This is a genomic window from Clostridiales bacterium (assembly GCA_017569285.1).
Classification (GTDB): Bacteria; Bacillota; Clostridia; order Christensenellales; family Aristaeellaceae; genus Aristaeella.
Map to the genome: position 1 here is coordinate 1 of CP069419.1, position 18,855 is coordinate 18,855.

General features: G+C 47.3%; 19 protein-coding genes. 17 read left to right on the forward strand and 2 right to left on the reverse strand.

What is annotated here, in order from left to right:
* Genes mnmE through rsmG form a run of 5 tightly spaced genes read left to right on the forward strand, consistent with a single transcriptional unit; the run spans window position 1 to window position 4,664 of the window.
* Window positions 1-1,347, forward strand: coding sequence for a tRNA uridine-5-carboxymethylaminomethyl(34) synthesis GTPase MnmE (mnmE, locus tag JNO48_00005; GenBank protein QTE68346.1), 1,347 nt, complete (start codon window positions 1-3; stop codon window positions 1,345-1,347).
* A 14-nt stretch (window positions 1,348-1,361) separates the two neighbouring features.
* Window positions 1,362-2,498 (forward strand): phosphonoacetaldehyde reductase, encoded by a 1,137-nt coding sequence (locus tag JNO48_00010; GenBank protein QTE68347.1) that lies wholly within the window; start codon window positions 1,362-1,364, stop codon window positions 2,496-2,498.
* A gap of 21 nt (window positions 2,499-2,519) precedes the next feature.
* Entirely contained in the window at window positions 2,520-3,287 is a 768-nt protein-coding gene (gene radC / locus JNO48_00015; GenBank protein ID QTE68348.1) for a DNA repair protein RadC, read from the forward strand.
* Window positions 3,288-3,296: 9 nt separating this feature from the next.
* Window positions 3,297-3,926 carry a YdcF family protein gene (locus tag JNO48_00020; GenBank protein QTE68349.1) on the forward strand — a complete coding sequence of 210 codons (630 nt, stop codon included), beginning with the start codon at window positions 3,297-3,299 and terminating at the stop codon, window positions 3,924-3,926.
* Between the two features lie 9 nt (window positions 3,927-3,935).
* Window positions 3,936-4,664, forward strand: coding sequence for a 16S rRNA (guanine(527)-N(7))-methyltransferase RsmG (gene rsmG / locus JNO48_00025; protein QTE68350.1), 729 nt, complete (start codon window positions 3,936-3,938; stop codon window positions 4,662-4,664).
* A gap of 7 nt (window positions 4,665-4,671) precedes the next feature.
* On the opposite strand, the gene JNO48_00030 is transcribed toward rsmG, so the two are convergent.
* On the reverse strand, window positions 4,672-5,541 hold the full coding sequence (locus tag JNO48_00030; protein ID QTE68351.1) for an ROK family protein: 870 nt from the start codon (window positions 5,539-5,541) through the stop codon (window positions 4,672-4,674).
* Window positions 5,542-5,745: 204 nt separating this feature from the next.
* Between JNO48_00030 and JNO48_00035 the strand changes: the two genes are divergently transcribed.
* From JNO48_00035 to JNO48_00075, 9 genes are all read left to right on the forward strand, one after another.
* Complete coding sequence (locus JNO48_00035) at window positions 5,746-7,269, forward strand: CotH kinase family protein (GenBank protein ID QTE68352.1); 1,524 nt, start codon at window positions 5,746-5,748, stop codon at window positions 7,267-7,269.
* Between the two features lie 43 nt (window positions 7,270-7,312).
* Window positions 7,313-8,131, forward strand: coding sequence for a GGDEF domain-containing protein (locus JNO48_00040; protein ID QTE68353.1), 819 nt, complete (start codon window positions 7,313-7,315; stop codon window positions 8,129-8,131).
* An 859-nt stretch (window positions 8,132-8,990) separates the two neighbouring features.
* On the forward strand, window positions 8,991-9,137 hold the full coding sequence (locus JNO48_00045) for a hypothetical protein (protein QTE68354.1): 147 nt from the start codon (window positions 8,991-8,993) through the stop codon (window positions 9,135-9,137).
* A 260-nt stretch (window positions 9,138-9,397) separates the two neighbouring features.
* The gene (locus JNO48_00050; GenBank protein QTE68355.1) at window positions 9,398-9,952 is read left to right on the forward strand and encodes a hypothetical protein; all 555 of its coding nucleotides are present in this window, start codon (window positions 9,398-9,400) and stop codon (window positions 9,950-9,952) included.
* Window positions 9,953-10,104: 152 nt separating this feature from the next.
* On the forward strand, window positions 10,105-10,296 hold the full coding sequence (locus JNO48_00055; protein ID QTE68356.1) for a hypothetical protein: 192 nt from the start codon (window positions 10,105-10,107) through the stop codon (window positions 10,294-10,296).
* Window positions 10,296-11,042, forward strand: a complete 747-nt coding sequence (locus JNO48_00060; protein ID QTE68357.1) for a hypothetical protein — start codon at window positions 10,296-10,298, stop codon at window positions 11,040-11,042. Before JNO48_00055 ends, JNO48_00060 begins: the two co-directional genes overlap by 1 nt.
* Window positions 10,993-11,379 carry a hypothetical protein gene (locus JNO48_00065; protein ID QTE68358.1) on the forward strand — a complete coding sequence of 129 codons (387 nt, stop codon included), beginning with the start codon at window positions 10,993-10,995 and terminating at the stop codon, window positions 11,377-11,379. The genes JNO48_00060 and JNO48_00065 overlap by 50 nt, the downstream gene beginning before the upstream one ends.
* A 190-nt stretch (window positions 11,380-11,569) precedes the next feature.
* Window positions 11,570-12,307 (forward strand): sigma-70 family RNA polymerase sigma factor, encoded by a 738-nt coding sequence (locus tag JNO48_00070; GenBank protein ID QTE68359.1) that lies wholly within the window; start codon window positions 11,570-11,572, stop codon window positions 12,305-12,307.
* The gene (locus JNO48_00075) at window positions 12,304-12,636 is read left to right on the forward strand and encodes a hypothetical protein (GenBank protein QTE68360.1); all 333 of its coding nucleotides are present in this window, start codon (window positions 12,304-12,306) and stop codon (window positions 12,634-12,636) included. The genes JNO48_00070 and JNO48_00075 overlap by 4 nt, the downstream gene beginning before the upstream one ends.
* Before the next feature lie 858 nt (window positions 12,637-13,494).
* On the opposite strand, the gene JNO48_00080 is transcribed toward JNO48_00075, so the two are convergent.
* Window positions 13,495-15,498 carry a DUF927 domain-containing protein gene (locus tag JNO48_00080; protein QTE68361.1) on the reverse strand — a complete coding sequence of 668 codons (2,004 nt, stop codon included), beginning with the start codon at window positions 15,496-15,498 and terminating at the stop codon, window positions 13,495-13,497.
* A 671-nt stretch (window positions 15,499-16,169) separates the two neighbouring features.
* Here JNO48_00080 and JNO48_00085 point away from each other — a divergent pair.
* The 3 genes from JNO48_00085 to JNO48_00095 all read left to right on the forward strand — a co-directional run bounded on the left by JNO48_00085 (window position 16,170) and on the right by JNO48_00095 (window position 18,806).
* On the forward strand, window positions 16,170-16,835 hold the full coding sequence (locus tag JNO48_00085; protein ID QTE68362.1) for a helix-turn-helix transcriptional regulator: 666 nt from the start codon (window positions 16,170-16,172) through the stop codon (window positions 16,833-16,835).
* A 147-nt stretch (window positions 16,836-16,982) separates the two neighbouring features.
* Entirely contained in the window at window positions 16,983-17,498 is a 516-nt protein-coding gene (locus JNO48_00090; GenBank protein ID QTE68363.1) for a hypothetical protein, read from the forward strand.
* A 45-nt stretch (window positions 17,499-17,543) separates the two neighbouring features.
* On the forward strand, window positions 17,544-18,806 hold the full coding sequence (locus JNO48_00095) for a site-specific integrase (protein QTE68364.1): 1,263 nt from the start codon (window positions 17,544-17,546) through the stop codon (window positions 18,804-18,806).
* Window positions 18,807-18,855 lie beyond the last annotated feature (49 nt).

Genomic DNA, 18,855 nt, shown 5'->3' on the forward strand with positions numbered 1-18,855 from the left:
ATGAACCAGGATACCATTGCCGCCATTGCGACACCGCCCGGGACGGGGGGGATCGGCATAATCCGGATGAGCGGGCAGGAAGCGGAACAAATCCTGAACCGGATATTCCGGCCTGCCGGAGCAAAGATTCCCCTTGAAAACAGAAAACTGACTTACGGGCATATTATGGACGGAGACAGCATCCTGGACGAATGCATGGCCGTTATGATGCGCGCCCCTGGAAGTTATACACGGGAGGATGTTGCGGAACTGCAGATACACGGAGGAATCCGGGTTATGAATACGGTTCTGGAGACCTGCCTGAAGTGCGGGGCCAGACTGGCTGAACCCGGAGAATTTACGAAACGGGCGTTTCTGAACGGCCGGATTGACCTGAGCCGTGCTGAAGCAGTCATGGGAATGATCTCCGCACGGGGTGAACAGGAATACCGGAATGCTGTACGGCAGATGGAGGGCGGAACCGCTGACTTTATCCGCACAGCATCCGAGGACTTATACGGACTTCAGGCCGGCCTGGCCGCCTGTATCGATTATCCAGAGGAAATATCGGATGAAGAAGGTACGGATGCGCTGAAACCCGGACTGGAAAAGCTGATCAACACACTGGAGGAGGCAATGGACGAGCGGTCTGCCCGCCTGATCCATGACGGACTCCAGGTCACCCTGTACGGAACACCCAATGCCGGAAAAAGCAGCCTGCTGAATGCGCTGATCGGCCAGAACAAAGCGATTGTGACCGATATTCCCGGAACGACCCGGGACACCGTGGAAGGCGAGATTACGCTCGATGGTATCCGGGTTCATTTCACCGATACTGCCGGACTGCGGGAAACCGAGGATCCGATCGAGAAAATCGGGGTGGAACGGTCGGAACAGGCAGTCAGGAATGCGGACATGACATTACTCGTCCTGGACGGATCCAGGAAGATGACAGAAGATGAAAAGGAAAGAATCCGGACGATTGCAGACCGGTGCATTGTACTGATCAATAAATCCGATATACTGCAGGTTACGGAAGAAAAGGATATCCTGGATATCAATCCGGAAGCAGTATGCCTGACCGTATCGGCACTGGACCCGGAAACCCTGAAACCGCTGAAGGAAAAACTGAAAGAACAGGTCCGCGTTTCTGACCGGATGACAATTTCTCAGCCACGGCACCTGGATGCCGTCCGGCGGGCGGTGACAGCTCTGAAATCCGCGAAATCCACGCTGGACAGCATGACACCCGATATGGCTTCGACCGATCTGCAGGCAGCGCAGGCTGCACTGGCAGAGATTACGGGAGACCAGGCGGATGAAAAACTGCTGGACCGTATTTTTTCCACTTTCTGTGTGGGCAAATGAGAGGAATGATGTCAATGCCGGATATACAACGTGTTGTACGCGGACGCGGAAGCCTGAAAAAGATCATGGAACTTGCCGGAAAACTTGAAATCCGGCGTCCAATGATTGTCGGAGGAAACACGCTGACTTCCAGGCTGCTTCGCAAGGTACCGGAACTTCTGCCCGCGCCGGTATTCAGCGGGTTCCATCCCAACCCGGATCTGAGCGACGCGGCAGCCGGCGCTGAAATGTACCGGGCAAACGGCTGTGACGGAATTATATCGATCGGCGGCGGTTCAGCGATTGATACCGCAAAAGCAGTTCATACACTGCTTTTCTGCAAAAACCCGGAAACTGTCGCTGCCGGAAACCTGCCGGAAAAAATGAAAGTGCCCCATCTTGCAGTTCCCGGAACAGCCGGAAGCGGTGCGGAAGCGACACAGAATGCGGTTGTGTATGTAAACGGGAAGAAGGCGAGTCTGAGCCATCCGGACCTGAAACCGGACGGTGTGCTGCTGGATGCGGAACTGCTGGACAGCCTGCCGGAATACCATAAAAAAAGCTGCGCCATGGACGCGCTTGCCCAGGGAATCGAAAGCTACTGGTGCGAGGCGGCCAATGATGACAGCCGGGTACATGCATATCTGGCGATCCTCGGTGTGCTCGACAACCTGAAGGCCTACCTGGCCGGAGATCCGCATGCTGCCGATGAAATGCTGGACGCCAGCTATCAGAGCGGAAAAGCAATCCAGATTACCCGGACAACTGCCGCACATGCTATGAGCTACCAGCTGACGAAAACGTTCGGGATCGCCCATGGACATGCAGTTATGCTGACACTGCCCACACTATGGGAAATGATGTCTGAAGATGAACAAACGGCTCCCGTCCTGAAGGATCTCAGCCGCCTGATGCGCCTGGGCGATCCGCTGATGGCTCCGCGCCTGCTGCGCGGTGTCATGGCGGATATCGGACTGATGGTTCCCGCATTTCCGGATGACCGGATCCTGGATATGCTGACAGATTCCGTCAATCCGGAAAGACTGGCGAACCACCCGGTGAAGCTCACCCGGAGTGAAATCCGGAACGCATATGTGAGATCCCTGCTTCCGATGGAAGATGCTGAACGGCAGGCATGCCTGGATATCTGGAAGTATTACGGAGCACAATAAAGGCAATAAGGAGGAATATCCGTGCCGGAACAAGAAACAGAAACAAACGGAAAAGCCTTGAAAGAAAATGATCCGGTTTCCAAAGCAGGCAGAAACCTGCACGAAGGTCATCGCGAGGCACTCCGGAACCGGTTTATGAAGGAAGGCGGATTTGATCACTTTGAAGACCACCAGATCCTGGAACTGCTTCTGTTCTACGCGAACGCCAGGCAGGATACCAATCCGACTGCCCATGAACTCCTGGACACATTCGGATCCCTGAAAGGAGTCCTGGAAGCACGGCCGGAAATGCTGACCACAGTGAAGGGAATCGGTCCGCAGGCAGCTACCCTGATCTCCATGGTTGTACCGCTTACGCGGGTATGGAACCGCTGTGCCATGGAAAAACCGGACCGGATCGGAAACAGCCGTGAGGCGGAAAAATACTGCCTCTCCCTGGTCGCCGGAAACAGGACAGAAAGATTTTACGTCATTGCACTGAATGCCCAGTGCAACGTGCTGGGAAGACGGCGTATTTCAGAAGGATCGCTGAGTGAAGTATCCGCGTATCCAAGGCTTGTAATGGAAACAGCCCTGAATTACAATGCCCACAGTGTGCTCCTGTGCCATAACCATCCGGGCGGGACATGCGCACCATCCCAGGAAGACATTGCATCCACGCTGCAGCTGCAAAGACTGCTGAACGGTGTCGGAATCCTGGTGCTGGATCATATTATTGTTGCCGGGAGTGTGACATACAGCATGATTGAGCATGGGGATATTGACTACCGGATTAAAAACAGGATTTAGGAGAATCGGATGGGAGAAAATCAGAACAGGAAAAGACACGGAGCGCTCCGCATTCTGACAGCACTGGTGCTGGCCGGAATTCTTGCTTACGGAGGAATTGTGGCAATGATATGCGTGGAGGAAGGAAAGGTGCCGAAAACGCTCGCAGTCCATGCGGACTATGATGCAATCATTGTTCTCGGAGCCCAGGTTAAACCGGACCGGACCCTGAGTGTCCAGCTGACCTGGCGGATGGATGCTGCGGCTGAAGCATATAAAAAGAAGAATGTACCGATTGTCGTATGCGGCGCCCGTGGGCCGGATGAACCCTGTACGGAAGCGGAAGCAATGAAGGAATACCTTCTGGAAAAAGGAATTCCGGAGGATGTTATCCTGACGGACCCGCGATCCTTCAACACCAATGAAAACCTGGAGAATGCACAGGAGCTGCTGAAAGGATTTCAGAACATAAATCGCGTACTGATTGTGACAAGCGATTACCATGTTCCAAGATCCCTGGCCATTGCGCAGGATCTTGGATTTGAGGCAGAAGGATACGGTGCGAAATGCCTTCCGGAACGCTGGCTCAAGAATCATGCCCGGGAAGCCCTGGCATGGTGCAAATACTGGGCGAAGAAATACCTCCGCCTGCCCCTGTGAGGATACGGCATGAAGGAAAAGATCAGAAGTATACTTGAGATCAACAGGATACCGGCCTCTCCGGAACTTCCCGAGCAGCTGGAAATATACCTGCGCCTGCTGAAGGAATGGAATTCGAAAATGGACCTGATTGCAGAAGCACCAGATGATGAAATCCTGGACCGCCACTTTGCAGACAGCCTGACCGTTCTCAGGACCGGCCTGATTCCGGATGATGTGAAGTGGATCGATGTCGGTACAGGCGCCGGGTTTCCCGGCCTTCCGCTGGCCATTGCGAGACCGGATATCCGGATGACACTAATGGATGCTCAGCAGAAAAGGCTGAACTTTCTGCAGGCTGTGATCAGAGAAACCGGCATTCCGAATGCGTGTACAGTTCACATGCGCGCAGAAGAAGGCGCAAGGAATCCGGAATACCGTGAAAAGTTTGATATTGCATCTGCCCGTGCTGTTGCACCGCTGAATACACTGACTGAATATCTTCTGCCGTTTGTCAGAATCGGAGGCGCTGCACTGTGCTGGAAAGGCCCGGCACTCCGGGATGAACTTGAGGCAGGAAGGCGGTCAGCCCACCTCCTCGGCGGGAAACTGGAGATGCCGTATTCCTGCAGCATTGAAGGCAGAAACTGGGAACATATGATCCTTCCGATCCGCAAAACCGAAAAAACAGCGGCCGCCTATCCCCGAAAACCCGGGATGCCGAAGGCGAAACCGCTGGTAAGCCAGAAAGACGAATAATCGAATGTCAGCTGACACGGGACAGCAGGTAAGCACCGGTGATTCCACTGGCTGTACCCAGTCCGGGTTCGACAATATATGCGTTCATTCCATCCCCGAAAAGGGATTCCGGGATATATCCGTTGAGAAGCCGGGCAGTTTCTTTCCGGATCAGCGGAAACAGATGCTTCTGCTGCATGATACCGCCGCCCAGAATGATCATTTCCGGAGAGAATGCCATAATTGCGTTGACACAAAGCTGTGCAAGGTAATGCGCTTCCAGGTGCCAGGCCGGATGCCCCGCGGGCAGATCCCGTCCCGGAATTCCCCAGCGCTTTTCAACGGCAGGACCGGAAGCTAGACCTTCCAGACAGTGCCGATGATAGGGACAAAAACCATCCGGCGATGGGTCTTCCGGATCCGGCGGCAGCAGGATGTGTCCGATTTCCGGATGCATGAGTCCGTGAACCGGCTTTCCGTGAATGATCAGCCCGCCGCCGATTCCCGTACCCACCGTGACATACAGGCAGGACTGTTTTCCACGCGCGGCGCCCAATGAAAACTCTGCAAGGGCTGCGGCATTAACATCCGTATCAATTGAAACCGGAACCTGCAGGGCATCCGCAAAAGCCTGACGGAGCGGAAAATGACGCCAGGACAGCTTGGGTGATTCCGTAACCGAACCATAAGCGGGGGATGCCGGATTCAAATCCAGCGGACCAAAGGAGCCAATTCCCAGTGAAGATATCCCTTTGCCGCTGAAAAAAGAAATCATTTCTGGCATTGTATCATCCGGAGCCCGTGTCGGAATGGAAACAGATTCCATCATATTTCCATGATCATCCATAACAGCCAGTACCATCTTGGTACCGCCGGCTTCCAGTGCACCATACCGCATGGGTAACCCCTCCCTCCATCTGAAACGGATTATAGCAAAAGGATGCAGTGAAAGCAAATACGGGAATATCCAGGCAGACCGGATATACCGGTTCATTCCCCAACGGCAGGTTACGGATTCCAACCAGAAAAGAATGAACCAAACGCAATAACAGGATTCGATGAAATCAGATTGCTTTTCTGATCATAAAGTGAGGGAAACATAATGAGAAACAAGAGAATACCGATGCTTATGTTCCTGGCTGTAATGATGGGCATAATCTGCTTTCCGATGGCAAATGCGGATGAATTTCAGCCACTGGACCTTCCGGTCATTTACCTGAATATTGACGGCGGTGCAGCAGAAACAGAGCGGATGAACAACAGCCCGGATCACAGCTACCGCTGTACAGGCACTATGGATATCCTTGTTCCGGACGGATATACCGGTTCCCAGGAAAATACCCGGGGAATCCGGCTGGAATATATCCGCGGGCGCGGGAACGGAACCTGGAATATGAGCAAAAAACCATACAAAGTCAAACTGCAGGACAAGGTCAACCTGTTCGGTATGGGAAAAAGCAAAACATGGGTTCTTCTTGCCAATTATTATGACGACAGCCTGATGCGCAACCGGCTTGTATCATGGCTGGGAGAAATGACCGGGCTGGAGTATACACCGGAAGGTGTGTTTACAGAAGTGGTCATGAACGGCGAATACCTGGGGAATTATTATCTGTGCGAACAGGTACAGCTGAACAAAAACCGGGTTGATATCGATGAACTGAAGGAAGAGGACACTGATTATCCTGAAATCCAGGGAGGGTACCTGCTGGAATTCTGTCCGGATGAGTATGAAGCACCGTCTTCATTTGAAACATCCCGCGGGCAATTATTCGGGAACATGGAACCGTCATTCGATCCGGATAAAGATGATTATGTGTCGGAAGCCCAGAAACAATATATACGGGAATACATCCAGAAAGCGGAAGATGCTGTTTTCAGCGAAGGAGAAGAATATCGGGATTATCTGGACCTGCAGAGTATGGCGGATTACTGGTGGATTATGGAATTCATCGAAAACGAAGATGCGTTCAGGACGGACAGCGCACATCTGTTCAAACCCCGGTATGAAGCAGACGGAAGCGAAGGGAAACTGCATTTCGGTCCGCTGTGGGATTTTGACGCCTCCCTGGGAAACGGCCAGTATGTAACGGGCGTTGTAAAGGGATTCAACAACACCACGATGATCTGGATGGATGAACTTCGGAAGAAGCCGGAAATGCAGAGTATACTCCGGGAACGCTGGTATAACCTGGACCAGCAGCTTGAAAGAATGACAGAGGAAGGCGGAGTCCTCGACCGGACATCCGCTGAAATCCGGAATTCATGGTACAGGGACGAAGAAAAGTGGCGCGATTCCAAGGAAGAATGCGGTATGGTATTCCTGCGGAACATTGATGAGGAAACCGAGCATATCCGGCAATGGATCAATCTGCGCCGGGAATGGATCAGCCGGAACCTGGACAAGCTGGATATACTTACCTATACGGTGACGTTCACGGGAGAGAATACAGAGGAAAGGGAGTATTCCGTATCCGCATTCAGCGGCATGGACCCATATGATTATTATCCGGATGAACCGGAGGCGGAAGGAAAGGAATTTGCAGGATGGGCGCTGGAAGACGGAACAATCGTTGATTATTTCATTGTTGAAGATGATACCGTACTGACAGCTGTTTTCAGATAACCATAAAGGGACGGAACAAAGGACAAGGAAAGAGGGAAGAAAAATGGGAACGGATGGAATCAACAATGCAATCCTGCGATTCTTCAGGGATGATATCGGCGGAATCCTGATTACCGATCAGGAAGGGAATATCCTTTATCATGACGACAGAACCGCTTTTGTCAAAACAGGAAAAACAAACTGGAAAGCGGTCTGTCCGGCTCCGGCTGCCGGACAAAAGGCAGAAACATGGGACCTGATGAATTCAGATACCGGCCGATCCTTTATGGTGACAACCTCCACTTTTGAGGATGGCGGAATCAAACAGATCCATCACCTGGTGGATACCAGCGTATATACCGGACTGTACCGGGATATGAGTGACTATTCCAGGATTCTTCAAAACGAAAGGGACCGGGACCGGCTGACGGGATTGTACAACAAAGGGAAATTCATGGAGATGAAACGGACTTTGTTCCTGAAACAGGATACCATTGCCGTATTCAACATGGATGTAAACAACCTGAAACAAATGAATGACAATTACGGGCATGAGGCGGGAGACCGGCTGATCCGAAAAGCAGCTGAAAGCCTGAAGAAGATTGAACACCGGAATGTGATGACTTTCCGGACAGGCGGGGATGAGTTTATGGCAGTTGCCCTGCATGTAAGCCGTGAAGAAGCTGAAGAAATCCTGGCCGAATGGGAAAGCGGACTGGAAAAACTGAACAGGGAGAAAGACGGAATTGAATGCATCATTGCATGCGGATTTGCATACGGTGAACATGGATATGACCTGGAAGATGTTTTCAGGCAGGCTGATGAACGGATGTATGAGGATAAGAAGGCGAAAAAAGCGAAATCCGGACAGCCAGTGAGATAAAAAGTTTCAATGAATTAGAATTACGAACTTTCCGGACGACCTGTTCATCGGGACAGCATGAAAAACCCCCTGCAGAATAAAACTGCAGGGGGTTTGTGCGGATGGCGGGGGTCGAACCCGCACGCCGGTAAGGGCAGGGGATTTTAAGTCCGAAAATAACCGTTTTAAGCGATTTTTAACGGATGCCAACAATAACGCTCAATCCCTTACAAATAAAGCCTTTCAGCCGTTTTAATTGAGCAAACCGTTATGATATCTCAAAACCCAAAAATCAGATAGTAAACGACAAAATAAGCGACACAATAGATGTTTTTTTATGGAACCGGAGAACTGTTCTATAACAGTAATCCGGTCTTTTTATCTAATAATATATTTGTATAGTACGAAATCAGCGAATATAGGTATATACGGCTTTTCTGCTTGTTTTTGTTGTAAAATCGATACGAAAGAAGTTTGTCAGATAAACCCAATAAACTAAACGGAGCAAGTTGCAAGGTGAAGAGTAGAGAAGAAAAACGCGAGTATCATCGTGAATGGAGAAAGAAACATCCGGAGGCAATTGCTGCTCATCAGGCTCGTTATTGGGCGAAAAGAGCAGAATTGATAAAGCAGACAACGGAGGCCAGGAACGAAACTGAAACGGAGGAATGAACCATGACAGACGCTGAACGATTCAACGTAAATTGTGCGAGATATGAATACCTGGAAGGGTATGAACCTCCGCACACTCCAGGATCATGCATGGGATGTAAATACTCAAATGATCCGACTCTGTATGATGCCGGATGCGGTCATCCTCAGAAATTCCTTTCGCGCTTTCCGAAACCGGCAGCGCAGAAACCATAAACGGAGGCAATCAATGAAAAAGACGATTTTTGAAAGGATCCGCGAGAAGATCTCAAAGCGGAATCATAAACTCAATAGATCTGATGAGAAACGGCTTCGTGAAGTCCTGGGCCGGATCAACGATGAGAACCGGCCAAAGCATGGAACCGAACACCGTTAACCTGGGAGGCTGAATGATATGTTACATACAAGAGGCGGTATGACTTCCACCAATCCGGATTATGCTGAATGGGAACGGAAAAACAGACAGGCCCATGAAGCGGATAAGAATCTGAAAAGTGAAACGGAACGGAGAGTCTTTGACAGGGTTTTGGAAAAGATCCTGATCCGAGTAAGCAACCTTGAACGGCGCGGAATGAGATTTACAGATACCAAATAACTGCTCCGGCAAAAACAACGAACGGAAAGGAAGTATCCGTAATGGCGAACTTTGATAAGATCATCGAAAAAGCGCGGAAAACGGCTGATGAGATCATGCAGAAGAAAACGGCAAAAGCACAGGAAATTGAAACCATTTCCGCAGCAATTAAGGCCGCCAGTGCAGAGATGGAACAGGCAGCGTTGGCCGGAGATGAAACCGCATACGCGAGAGCGAAAGAAAAGCGAAACGCAGCGGAAAACCGGATGGAGATCATCCGGATCCAGGAGAAGAAACAGGCCGGAAATGATGACATTCAGAATCGTATTTTTTCGGTCATGCGCGAAACGGAGTCAGCGGCCCTGGATGAACTGCGGACGATCTCAAAAGAGTTTGTTTCCAAATATGAAGATCTCTGCAAAACCGCTGCCCTGGTTCAAGATCGGACAACTCGATACAACAAACTGCGTGATTATTTCAGATGCGACATACTGAAAACAAATGATTTCCCCTTTGGATACTTGCAAGAGGTGTTTCCGGTAAACCACATTACCGATATCGAAAGACGGTATAATTATTCTGTTGATTTCGTCAGAAAAGCCGTTGATAACCATTGATCGATAAGGCAATATTTTCTCCTGATGTTGCCTTTGAGATATCCTCCATCGGTTTCAGCGTTTCCGCGCTGAGCATCGTCATCCTCCTTTCAGCAAGGCCGCGGCTGCTGCAAAGCGGCCCGGCCAATTTTCTTATTTATGGAGATGAACACATGAAAAAGATCATTGAATCAAACGACCTGGAACGAATTGCAAAGGAAATCTCCGCAGATTGTGCCATGCTCGGATACATAGATGAAGAGTCCATTGATGATATCTCCATGTATGCTGAACGGATCCACGCATCAGCCGATGAACTGCGGAGAATCGCGGACAATGCGGAATCAGCCAGGGAGGGAACCTGATGGATCAGCATATCCCAACTCTCATGGAGATCATGGGAATGAGCGAACTGGAATCAGCACCGGCAACCACAAAACCGCGCCGGAGAGATCAGCCTGATCCGGACGATCCTCTGTATGAAGTTGTCAAAGTGAAAAAGACAATGACACCGCATCAGGCGCGGAGAATTAACTCTGAACTTGCGTTAGAAAAGTCGCTCCCTTGGCACTTTGAGCCAGGAACCGCATACCATTGTATATCATTCGGAGATGTGGACAGTTTGACCTATTTACGCGTAATAGTGAAGCAAGAGCGCATCCGTTACGCGGTTATATCCACATGGTGTATGGCTGCGGAAGATATCAAAGAAATTGATTCCTGGTTGGAGGCCGGATATATCAAACGGATTGACTTCTTTTTCGGAGAGATATTCAGAGGAACGTATCTGAAAGAGTACAACATGATGAAAGACCTCTGCCGCCGACATGGATGTAAAATGTCAATCTTCCGGAATCACTCAAAGGTTATGCTTGTTTACGGAGAGCGTTTCAATGCCGTTATAGAGTCATCCGCGAACATAAACACGAACCCACGCACAGAACAGACTTGTATAACCCTGGACGATGATTTGTGCGATTTTTACTTAGAATTCTTCAACGGAATTATATCTTTTGAGAGGGAGTTTGATTATGTCGAGAAGTGGACAGACGGCGGCCGCCTTGAACGCACAGGATCCGGCAAAGATCAAAAGAGTAAAGACGGAACTTGAACACCTTGCAGAACTGTTCCGTGATGTGGACGAGAACAAGAGAGATTTCGTCCAACGTCATATTGAGCAGCTTGCCTGGTACAATGTGAGCATTATTGATTTGCAAGCAAAAGTAGATCAATGGGGTACACTCATCAAGTACAACAACGGCGGCGGCCAGTCCGGAGTAAAACCTAATCCTGATGTAAAAACGCTGCTTGATTATCAAAAGTGTTGTAATACTATCATGCGGACTTTGATACCGCTTGTTCCGAATAAGGATGCCGGTAAACTCTCAGATTGCTTTGATGTGGATGACCATCCAACCGATACAGATGAATTAGAAGAGGCAGAATAATGGATCATTCTACGCAAAAAAACGGCCAGGATAACCACAATAACGGCCATGCCACAAACACGGATAACCGAAACGAAAAACCGACTCAGCTTCGGAAGAATCCGCGTTTAGTGATCGGATCTCTCGACTATTTTGATCTCATAATGGAACAGGATGAACAATAACGGTTGACCAGGGAGGAACGGCTGCCATGATCGCAGATTGTAATATTCCCGGCGCGGATCCAACAAGTGTTATTGAACAGTATGAGCCATTCTTAAAAACCATTGCAAAGAAGTATACTTATGTCTTGAATAAATCCGGCGCGGTTGGTTTTGATGACTTAATCCAAGTTGGCCGGATTGCCATTATTGACGCACAGAAACGATATGAACCGGATAAAGGTGCATTTATAACGTTCCTTGCTTATCGTGTTCGTGCTGCCATGCAAAGGACATTGGGTTTTAATTGTAAAGGTGAAGCACCAAAGCAGTTGGTATACCTGGATGCACCTATATCGGATGAATCAGAGGATACGCTTGGAGATACCGTTGCAGACCTGGCCGCGCCAACGGTTGACGAAAACATAACAGAGTCAGAAACAAAACGCGAGATTTCCGAACAAGTCCGGGAGGCACTTAACCGGATGAAGTCGGAAAAGCAACGAGAAGTCATAACACGCATTTATATTGACGGCCAGGAACGCACCGCAGCGGCTGCGGATATGGGTATGAAGTATTCGCCTCTGTGTGCGCTTGAAAGAGCCGGAAAACGATCATTACATCGAGATGAGCAGTTGAAACAGTTTGTAATTGGTGAAATTCCGTTCTTTACGGTTGGCGTTATGCAGTTTAATTGTACATGGACAAGCGCGACCGAAAAGACGGTTATTTGGAGAGATAAACACATATTCCATAATGATGACGATATGGATGAAGAATTGACATGACAGACAGAGAAATTATATCCGAATATCGTAATGATGTTTTTGTCCTTCATTCTCTGAGATTGCAGATTGCATGGAATCTGAGGCATGGCCTTCCGATCTTTGATATGCCGGAGAAAATCACTCAGATCCGGAACCGTTTAGTCATGTTTGGAGAAATACTCGACCGGATACCGGACCGGCGAACCAGGAACATAATTCGCTGCCGTTTTGCGCTCGGAATGGATGTATATAGCATTGCAGAATACATGGGGATGAGTGGCGGCCATGTTGAACGTATCGTGATAAAAACCATGAAGGAAACCGAACACCGGCGAACCATGCCGGAATAATGTTCGTTATAAAAAGGCATGGCCAACGCGGATCCGCGCCGGAATCGAAAAATAATGTTCGTGTTCACATAGATATACTTTTTCTCTTACGCTGATTTACTTGACGGTTACTTGATCGAATCGGTCATGGCTGCTCCGGATCTGAACGATGTATAGACTTCCACCGGCGAGATCCGGACGGTTGGAAGGGTAAGCAGCACTCCTGGACGGACACCTCAGGACACATGATAACCATCGGCATGATTCATGCTGATGACTTTTTTTGTTACGATGCGCGGAGGATTGATCCGACAGAGCATGAGAACCGGCACGGAGGGGAACTGATGATCGGAAATGGCCCGGACAGGCCCCCCTTACCATTGGTGTACGAAGAACCGACACAGGGCCGATGGGTAAGAGAGAGAAAACCGGGCGCGGTTTTTGTTGGGCCGGTGGTATTCGCTTGTGCATCAGCCGGACGGATCCTCTCAGAACGCGAAAAGATCGGCAAAGATAAGGAAAGATAAGGAAAGATCAAAGGACTTTCAAGGACTTTTAAGGTTTTTTGACTTTGAGAAAAAAGATAGGCAGAGAAGCATGGTAGAATTTTTGTTTGGACGGAAAAAGGTATCTGTTTTTATGATTATTGTAATCTGTAAGATATAAAATATGAACATATGAACGAACTGAACATATTTTTAATTCCTTATAAGGGGAACACTATATATACATATATGCATATTTTTTATTCTCTTATATACATTATTATTTTTGTGTTCGTTCAGTTCATTTGTTCAGATTTTGGTGTATGTTAACAGAAAAAAAGAAACCGGAACTGATAAAACAATTCCGGTTTGATAGGAAGTGAACAAAACATCATCAGAATGGATGATCAATATCAACCTGGATCATTTCTGTCTGTTTCGCATCGTCATGGAACATTGATGGAAGGAAATGAATCACTTTGACATGGCCGATCTGCTCAATGGTTCTGCCGATCTCATAATGTCGAGCCGATTTGGGATTATAGTTGGTGTTGATATACTGCCTATCATTGCACCATTGCATGAATGAAGGATACGCCCAGTTACGTTTTTCCAATTCCTCTTTGAATTTCTCATAGATGAACAGGACGGAATCATCCGACTCTTTTTTTCCGTAAATCTGTGTACGCACTTCATCTGTTGGCCGTGAATCAGCCTTAATGAAATGGGCCGTTTCGCTTGCAACAAATCCACACAACCATGATTTGATTTTGAGATTGATATCAACCATTTCATGTGTGGCCAGGAAGGGGAGTATATCTGATGGAGTTAACTGATATTTTGATGCCTCTGCACCGAACAGGGTAGAACTCAAAATCACATCTCCAACCATGAGAGTTGCAGCATAATTGGCCTGTTTTCCGGTCGCCTCTTTTGCGAGTTGTTCCGCAAATCTCTTGTAAGCACTCTTGATGTTTTCGATTTTGCTCGGATCCTTTTGAATTCGGTCAACAATTATTCTTCCGGCGAAACCGTAATTCTCTCGCAATGCATCGGCGTAATCACTCATATGCTCAATACTACCAGGAATAAGATGCCCTTTTGCCTCAATACTGATAACGCGATTGATTGCACCGGCCTTGTTGGTGAATGATAACGGCTGCTCTCCGCTTGTTATGGCGATGTTTAACCATCTTGATTGTTCGCGTAATCCTCCATCTTTTGCACCCCTGGCGCGGCCGGTTCCTTCTCCATGAGCATATATGATCTTTTCAGTATCCATATTGGAATTGGCCGATTGCAGTTCATCATAGATCAAAGGAAGATTGTTGCAAAAACTGTCCATTTGCTCAAAGGCGACCGCAGTTGAATTCATGGAAAGTACATACCTACCAATACAAGGATCGGCCCATACACTCGCGGCTAACATCACCGTAATAGTTTTTCCGGATCCACTCTCCGGCGACCATACATGAACGAAAAACGGCTGATTGCAAGTCCATTTCAGAAGTACAGAGGCAACAGAAGCGGCGAGAACAAGACGCGCCGGAATGAAATCTTTGCTCAATAGGATTTCTGCTGCTGCATCTCTCCATAATTCAAATAATCCGTTTTTGTGTACTGCGGAGAAAGCATCAGCAAACCGACCACCGGCATCATACACGACTCCATCAATGTACGGACTAAACCCTCGACCGTCTACCCAACCCAGGCGGCTGATTGTTTCCTCCTTTGGAATGATATCACGATTGAGATTGTCTACCTCTGCAAGATACTTAACAACATTTCCGGCGTTTTCGCTTGTGATATCCATTCCGATACCGCTTAAAGAGGGAATCAGACGCGCCTGGCTGATTGTCTTTCTGTCAATCAGTTTGGCCGTTTTCCAAACTCCATCAATCTTATAGGACAAATCAAGCAATTCGTTACCGGATTCAATATTGATGTATCGTTTGGTTGGAAATAATGGATGAGCGCATACTTTGATCAAACGACCGAAAGAGTCAATCTGCATAACGGAACGATCCGTGCAGATGTATTCTCCGAAATTTGGAACAGTTTTGTCTTTCATCAGATCTGAAAGGCCGGTAATCTGTCCTCCGTTATTCATGGCCTGTTCGATCTTTTCAGACTTTTCTGCATCCTCATTCCGTTTTTGTTCTTCCAAACGTTTACGCCTGAGATCAGCTTTCGCAGCTTTCAGCATGGAATCGAATTCCTTCATTGAGAGTCCGAGATTTTTTGCACGTTCTCTCATTGCGCTTTCTGCTCTTGCTTGTGTAAGTTCATCTCCACACTCACCCAGGAGGCCGAAAGGAAGTCCATCGCGGAACGCTTCAGCATCAAATTGTTGTAGTGCTGATCTGATTGTCTGACCGTCCAGTTCTTTGTCTGCCATTGGACTTGATCCTCCTCTCTGAATTCTTCATATGGTTATATCTTGGAATCCGAGATGGATCCATCCTGTCCATCTGAATCATCAAAGAGAATCACCCTTTCCATAGGTGTTCTGATTGATAGCAGCCTCCAACGTTGCGAGATTCCATTTCTGCTTACGGAATCTGTTGGACGGAGAACCGCAGAGTATAACAGGATATCGTCCTTCCTTGCCTCCGCGCCGAAGTTCATAACAGGAAAGACCGGTCGCGGCTGCTGCCTCTTCAGTTGAGAGTAACCGATCATATATACCGCGCTGATCAATCTGCTGCCTGATCTGTGATCTGATAGAGTCGCTCATATTTACCGGCCTCCATTCGACACATATTCATCAATCAGTTTGCAGATTCGATCCTGTTCAGCCTCCGGCAATTCATTCCGAAGCATCCGACAACGTGTAGCCTCACTAATACCGAGGATCCTGTCCAGGTGATAAAGAGGCAACATATTAGAAGCCATTTTTCGTCTGATTTTTAGATTATTCATGATAAACCTCTCATTCTGTTCGACCGTGGCCATCGTCCGAACTATTATGATGACGAATTCATCATTGACAGAGTATCATGATGGAACTATAATTGTGAATGTAGCCGGAATATATAAAAGAGGCAAGAAAGGAGATGAAGTATAAACATGACTTATATTCCGTCAAAAGAGGATAGAGATCTGAGGAAACGGTTTGGTGATCGTCTTGTTATGGCAAGAAAGAAAAAAGGATTTACACAGGAGCAGCTTGCCGGAATGATAGGGAGAGGAACTCAAACTATATCTAATTGGGAAAGTGGATATTACTATCCAAAGGAAATCGACACTCTACTCAAACTCGCTGAAACACTTGAATGTGATCCGGATTTCCTTTTGGACAGACTTGATGAAAGCACACATGATATTCATTTTGTGCATGAGTTTACCGGACTATCAGAAGAGGCAATAAAGAGGATCCGCAATCCGGAATTAGATCATCCGTATGCAAAGACACTTTCACGAATGATTGAAACTAACCGTTTTGATAATCTGATCACTACATATAAAATATTCCTCAATTTCTTAGAAAAGATTGAAACCGAGGATCTTGAAAGAGTGAATGATTATCAGATCGGCAATGATCAAGTTATTCTTGGAAGAAATGAAGCAGCGAACCATTTCAAACAGGAAGTATCGTTAGCAATGACACATTTGTGTGAGGACAATTATTCGGATCGTGTTCAAAAGATCATTCAAGACATTCCGACTCCGTTTACATTGTCAATGGAACCTTTCCGTGCAAGAGTACAAAAAGACACGGAAGGGGATGAATGATGACCGGAAAACGAAAGGCCGTCACCGGACGGATCCGGCAGCGGCCAGGCACTCCAACCTACCACAGAAGAAGCACCATCGGAATTATACTCCGGAATGGTGTTTCCTACAAGACACAACAAACAGAGATGAAAGGAAGGTAACACCATGAATACTATCGCAAAGAAACTCACCCTGGACGAAATCAAAGCATTGCCGAAAGCCTCCGTTATTTGGATGGAAGTCAATGATAAAACTGATAACGGAATTGTATGGTACTCCCTGGATCCGGTTATGATCCGCGTACCAGGCGAGAACGGTTATTTGATCGGAGGAAACAAAGATTCAATTATTGATTTGGCCATTGATAGTCATCTGTTGGACAATATCTCAATATGGAATCATGAACCCAATAGGGAACAGTTGATCGGAATCACACAGGAAGAATACGACAGTATTTCCAATGAAGAAAGTATAGTTTTCTCCGGCTTGTCTGCTGCTATCACATCAAGACGATACACATTCAAATCATTCTGCGAAACGGCCGGATTGAATTATACAGACTTCATGGATGCACTCACCGGCAAGAGAGAGTTTATACAGATGGAAATGGTCATAATTAGATCCATGCTTAATCTATCTGATGCTGAAACAATGTCCGTTTTCTTTCCGGACTGCCGTTAAGATCTGACGGATGTACAGACTTCCATTTGATAGGAGGCGCGAACTATGGCAACCGTAGAACCGAGAAGGAACAAGCAAGGTGTTATTACATCCTGGAGGATTACCATATCTGATGGATACCGTCCGGACAAATCTCAAAAGCGTATATTCCGGACGTTTCATGCTGATCCGAATAAAACGGAAAACGCACAACGGAAACAGGCAGAAAAGTACGCGGCGAGATTGGAAACAGAATGTGAAGATAAAAAGATTAATGATGCTAAAAAGATCACATTCTCAAAAGTGTATGAGGAATATTCTGATCGTCTTGATGATCTTGTGTTCAGCGGAGATTTAGCACAACAGACGGCAGATTCATACAAAAAACTATTCAATAATCGTTTGCTGAAAGAATTCGGAGGAATGGCAATCAGAGAGATTGAAACGGATGATATTGATAGATTTCTCCGGAGATTGTCAAAGGACAGAAAGCCAAGAACAAAGACAAAATCAACCGTTTCAGAAAAGAAGGAACAACCCAAGAAACTATCCGGAACATACCGTTTGAAGTATTTTCAGCAACTCAATGGCATTTTCAAATATGCGAAGCATCAGAAGTATATAACTATTAACCCCTGTGATAATGTAGAGAAAAATGATAAACCCAAGCGCGACACCCAGGAAGCGCAGTATTATGAACTCAATGAATGTGCAAAGATAATGGATCTGTTGTCAGTATATACAGATCCGAAATGGAAAGCATATTTTAGTCTTTCATTTTACTGCGGCTGCCGTCCTGGTGAAATAATCGGCTTAAATTGGAGTGATTATGACGGAGAAAACATTTATATTCAAGCCGGTAGTTACCAGGGAAAAGGGGAGAAGTGTAAACGGACAGAGAAACCGAAAACGAAAAAGTCAAAGAGAAGGATAATGCTTGCACCGGAGGCGGTTACTGCTCTGAATGCCTGGAAAGCCGAACAAGCGAAAAAACGCTTGAAGTGCGGTAAATGTTGGCAGAATCCGGAGGCAGTATTTACAAACGATGAAGGCGAAAGGATCCGACCGCAAGCACCGACAAAAGCATGGAAGAACTTCACAACTGAAAACAAACTCCGTCATTTACCGCTTTATGATCTCCGGCATACAAACTGTTCAATGCTGATTGCCTCGCGTGAATTGTCTGTTGAAGAAGTTTCAGCGAGAATGGGCCATGAACAGACAAGTACAACATTAAATATTTATACCCATGCTTTTGCGAATTATAACAGGAGAGCGACAACCGCCCTGGCCAATGTTCTTAAAGCGGCAGCAAACGACAATCAATAAAATAAACGACACAATAAACGACAAGGCCCTAATAACAGGGCCTTTTTTC

Bases quoted from the DNA above. Each gene is read 5' to 3' on its own strand.
- JNO48_00075 (QTE68360.1), top strand. From the start codon at position 12,304: ATGACAGACAGAGAAATTATATCCGAATATCGTAATGATGTTTTTGTC.
- JNO48_00030 (QTE68351.1), bottom strand. From the start codon at position 5,541: ATGCGGTATGGTGCACTGGAAGCCGGCGGTACCAAGATGGTACTGGCT.
- rsmG (QTE68350.1), top strand. From the start codon at position 3,936: ATGAAGGAAAAGATCAGAAGTATACTTGAGATCAACAGGATACCGGCC.
- JNO48_00070 (QTE68359.1), top strand. From the start codon at position 11,570: ATGATCGCAGATTGTAATATTCCCGGCGCGGATCCAACAAGTGTTATT.
- JNO48_00050 (QTE68355.1), top strand. From the start codon at position 9,398: ATGGCGAACTTTGATAAGATCATCGAAAAAGCGCGGAAAACGGCTGAT.
- JNO48_00055 (QTE68356.1), top strand. From the start codon at position 10,105: ATGAAAAAGATCATTGAATCAAACGACCTGGAACGAATTGCAAAGGAA.
- mnmE (QTE68346.1), top strand. From the start codon at position 1: ATGAACCAGGATACCATTGCCGCCATTGCGACACCGCCCGGGACGGGG.
- JNO48_00045 (QTE68354.1), top strand. From the start codon at position 8,991: ATGAAAAAGACGATTTTTGAAAGGATCCGCGAGAAGATCTCAAAGCGG.
- JNO48_00035 (QTE68352.1), top strand. From the start codon at position 5,746: ATGAGAAACAAGAGAATACCGATGCTTATGTTCCTGGCTGTAATGATG.
- JNO48_00090 (QTE68363.1), top strand. From the start codon at position 16,983: ATGAATACTATCGCAAAGAAACTCACCCTGGACGAAATCAAAGCATTG.
- JNO48_00010 (QTE68347.1), top strand. From the start codon at position 1,362: ATGCCGGATATACAACGTGTTGTACGCGGACGCGGAAGCCTGAAAAAG.
- JNO48_00020 (QTE68349.1), top strand. From the start codon at position 3,297: ATGGGAGAAAATCAGAACAGGAAAAGACACGGAGCGCTCCGCATTCTG.
- JNO48_00040 (QTE68353.1), top strand. From the start codon at position 7,313: ATGGGAACGGATGGAATCAACAATGCAATCCTGCGATTCTTCAGGGAT.
- JNO48_00085 (QTE68362.1), top strand. From the start codon at position 16,170: ATGACTTATATTCCGTCAAAAGAGGATAGAGATCTGAGGAAACGGTTT.
- JNO48_00060 (QTE68357.1), top strand. From the start codon at position 10,296: ATGGATCAGCATATCCCAACTCTCATGGAGATCATGGGAATGAGCGAA.
- JNO48_00095 (QTE68364.1), top strand. From the start codon at position 17,544: ATGGCAACCGTAGAACCGAGAAGGAACAAGCAAGGTGTTATTACATCC.
- JNO48_00080 (QTE68361.1), bottom strand. From the start codon at position 15,498: ATGGCAGACAAAGAACTGGACGGTCAGACAATCAGATCAGCACTACAA.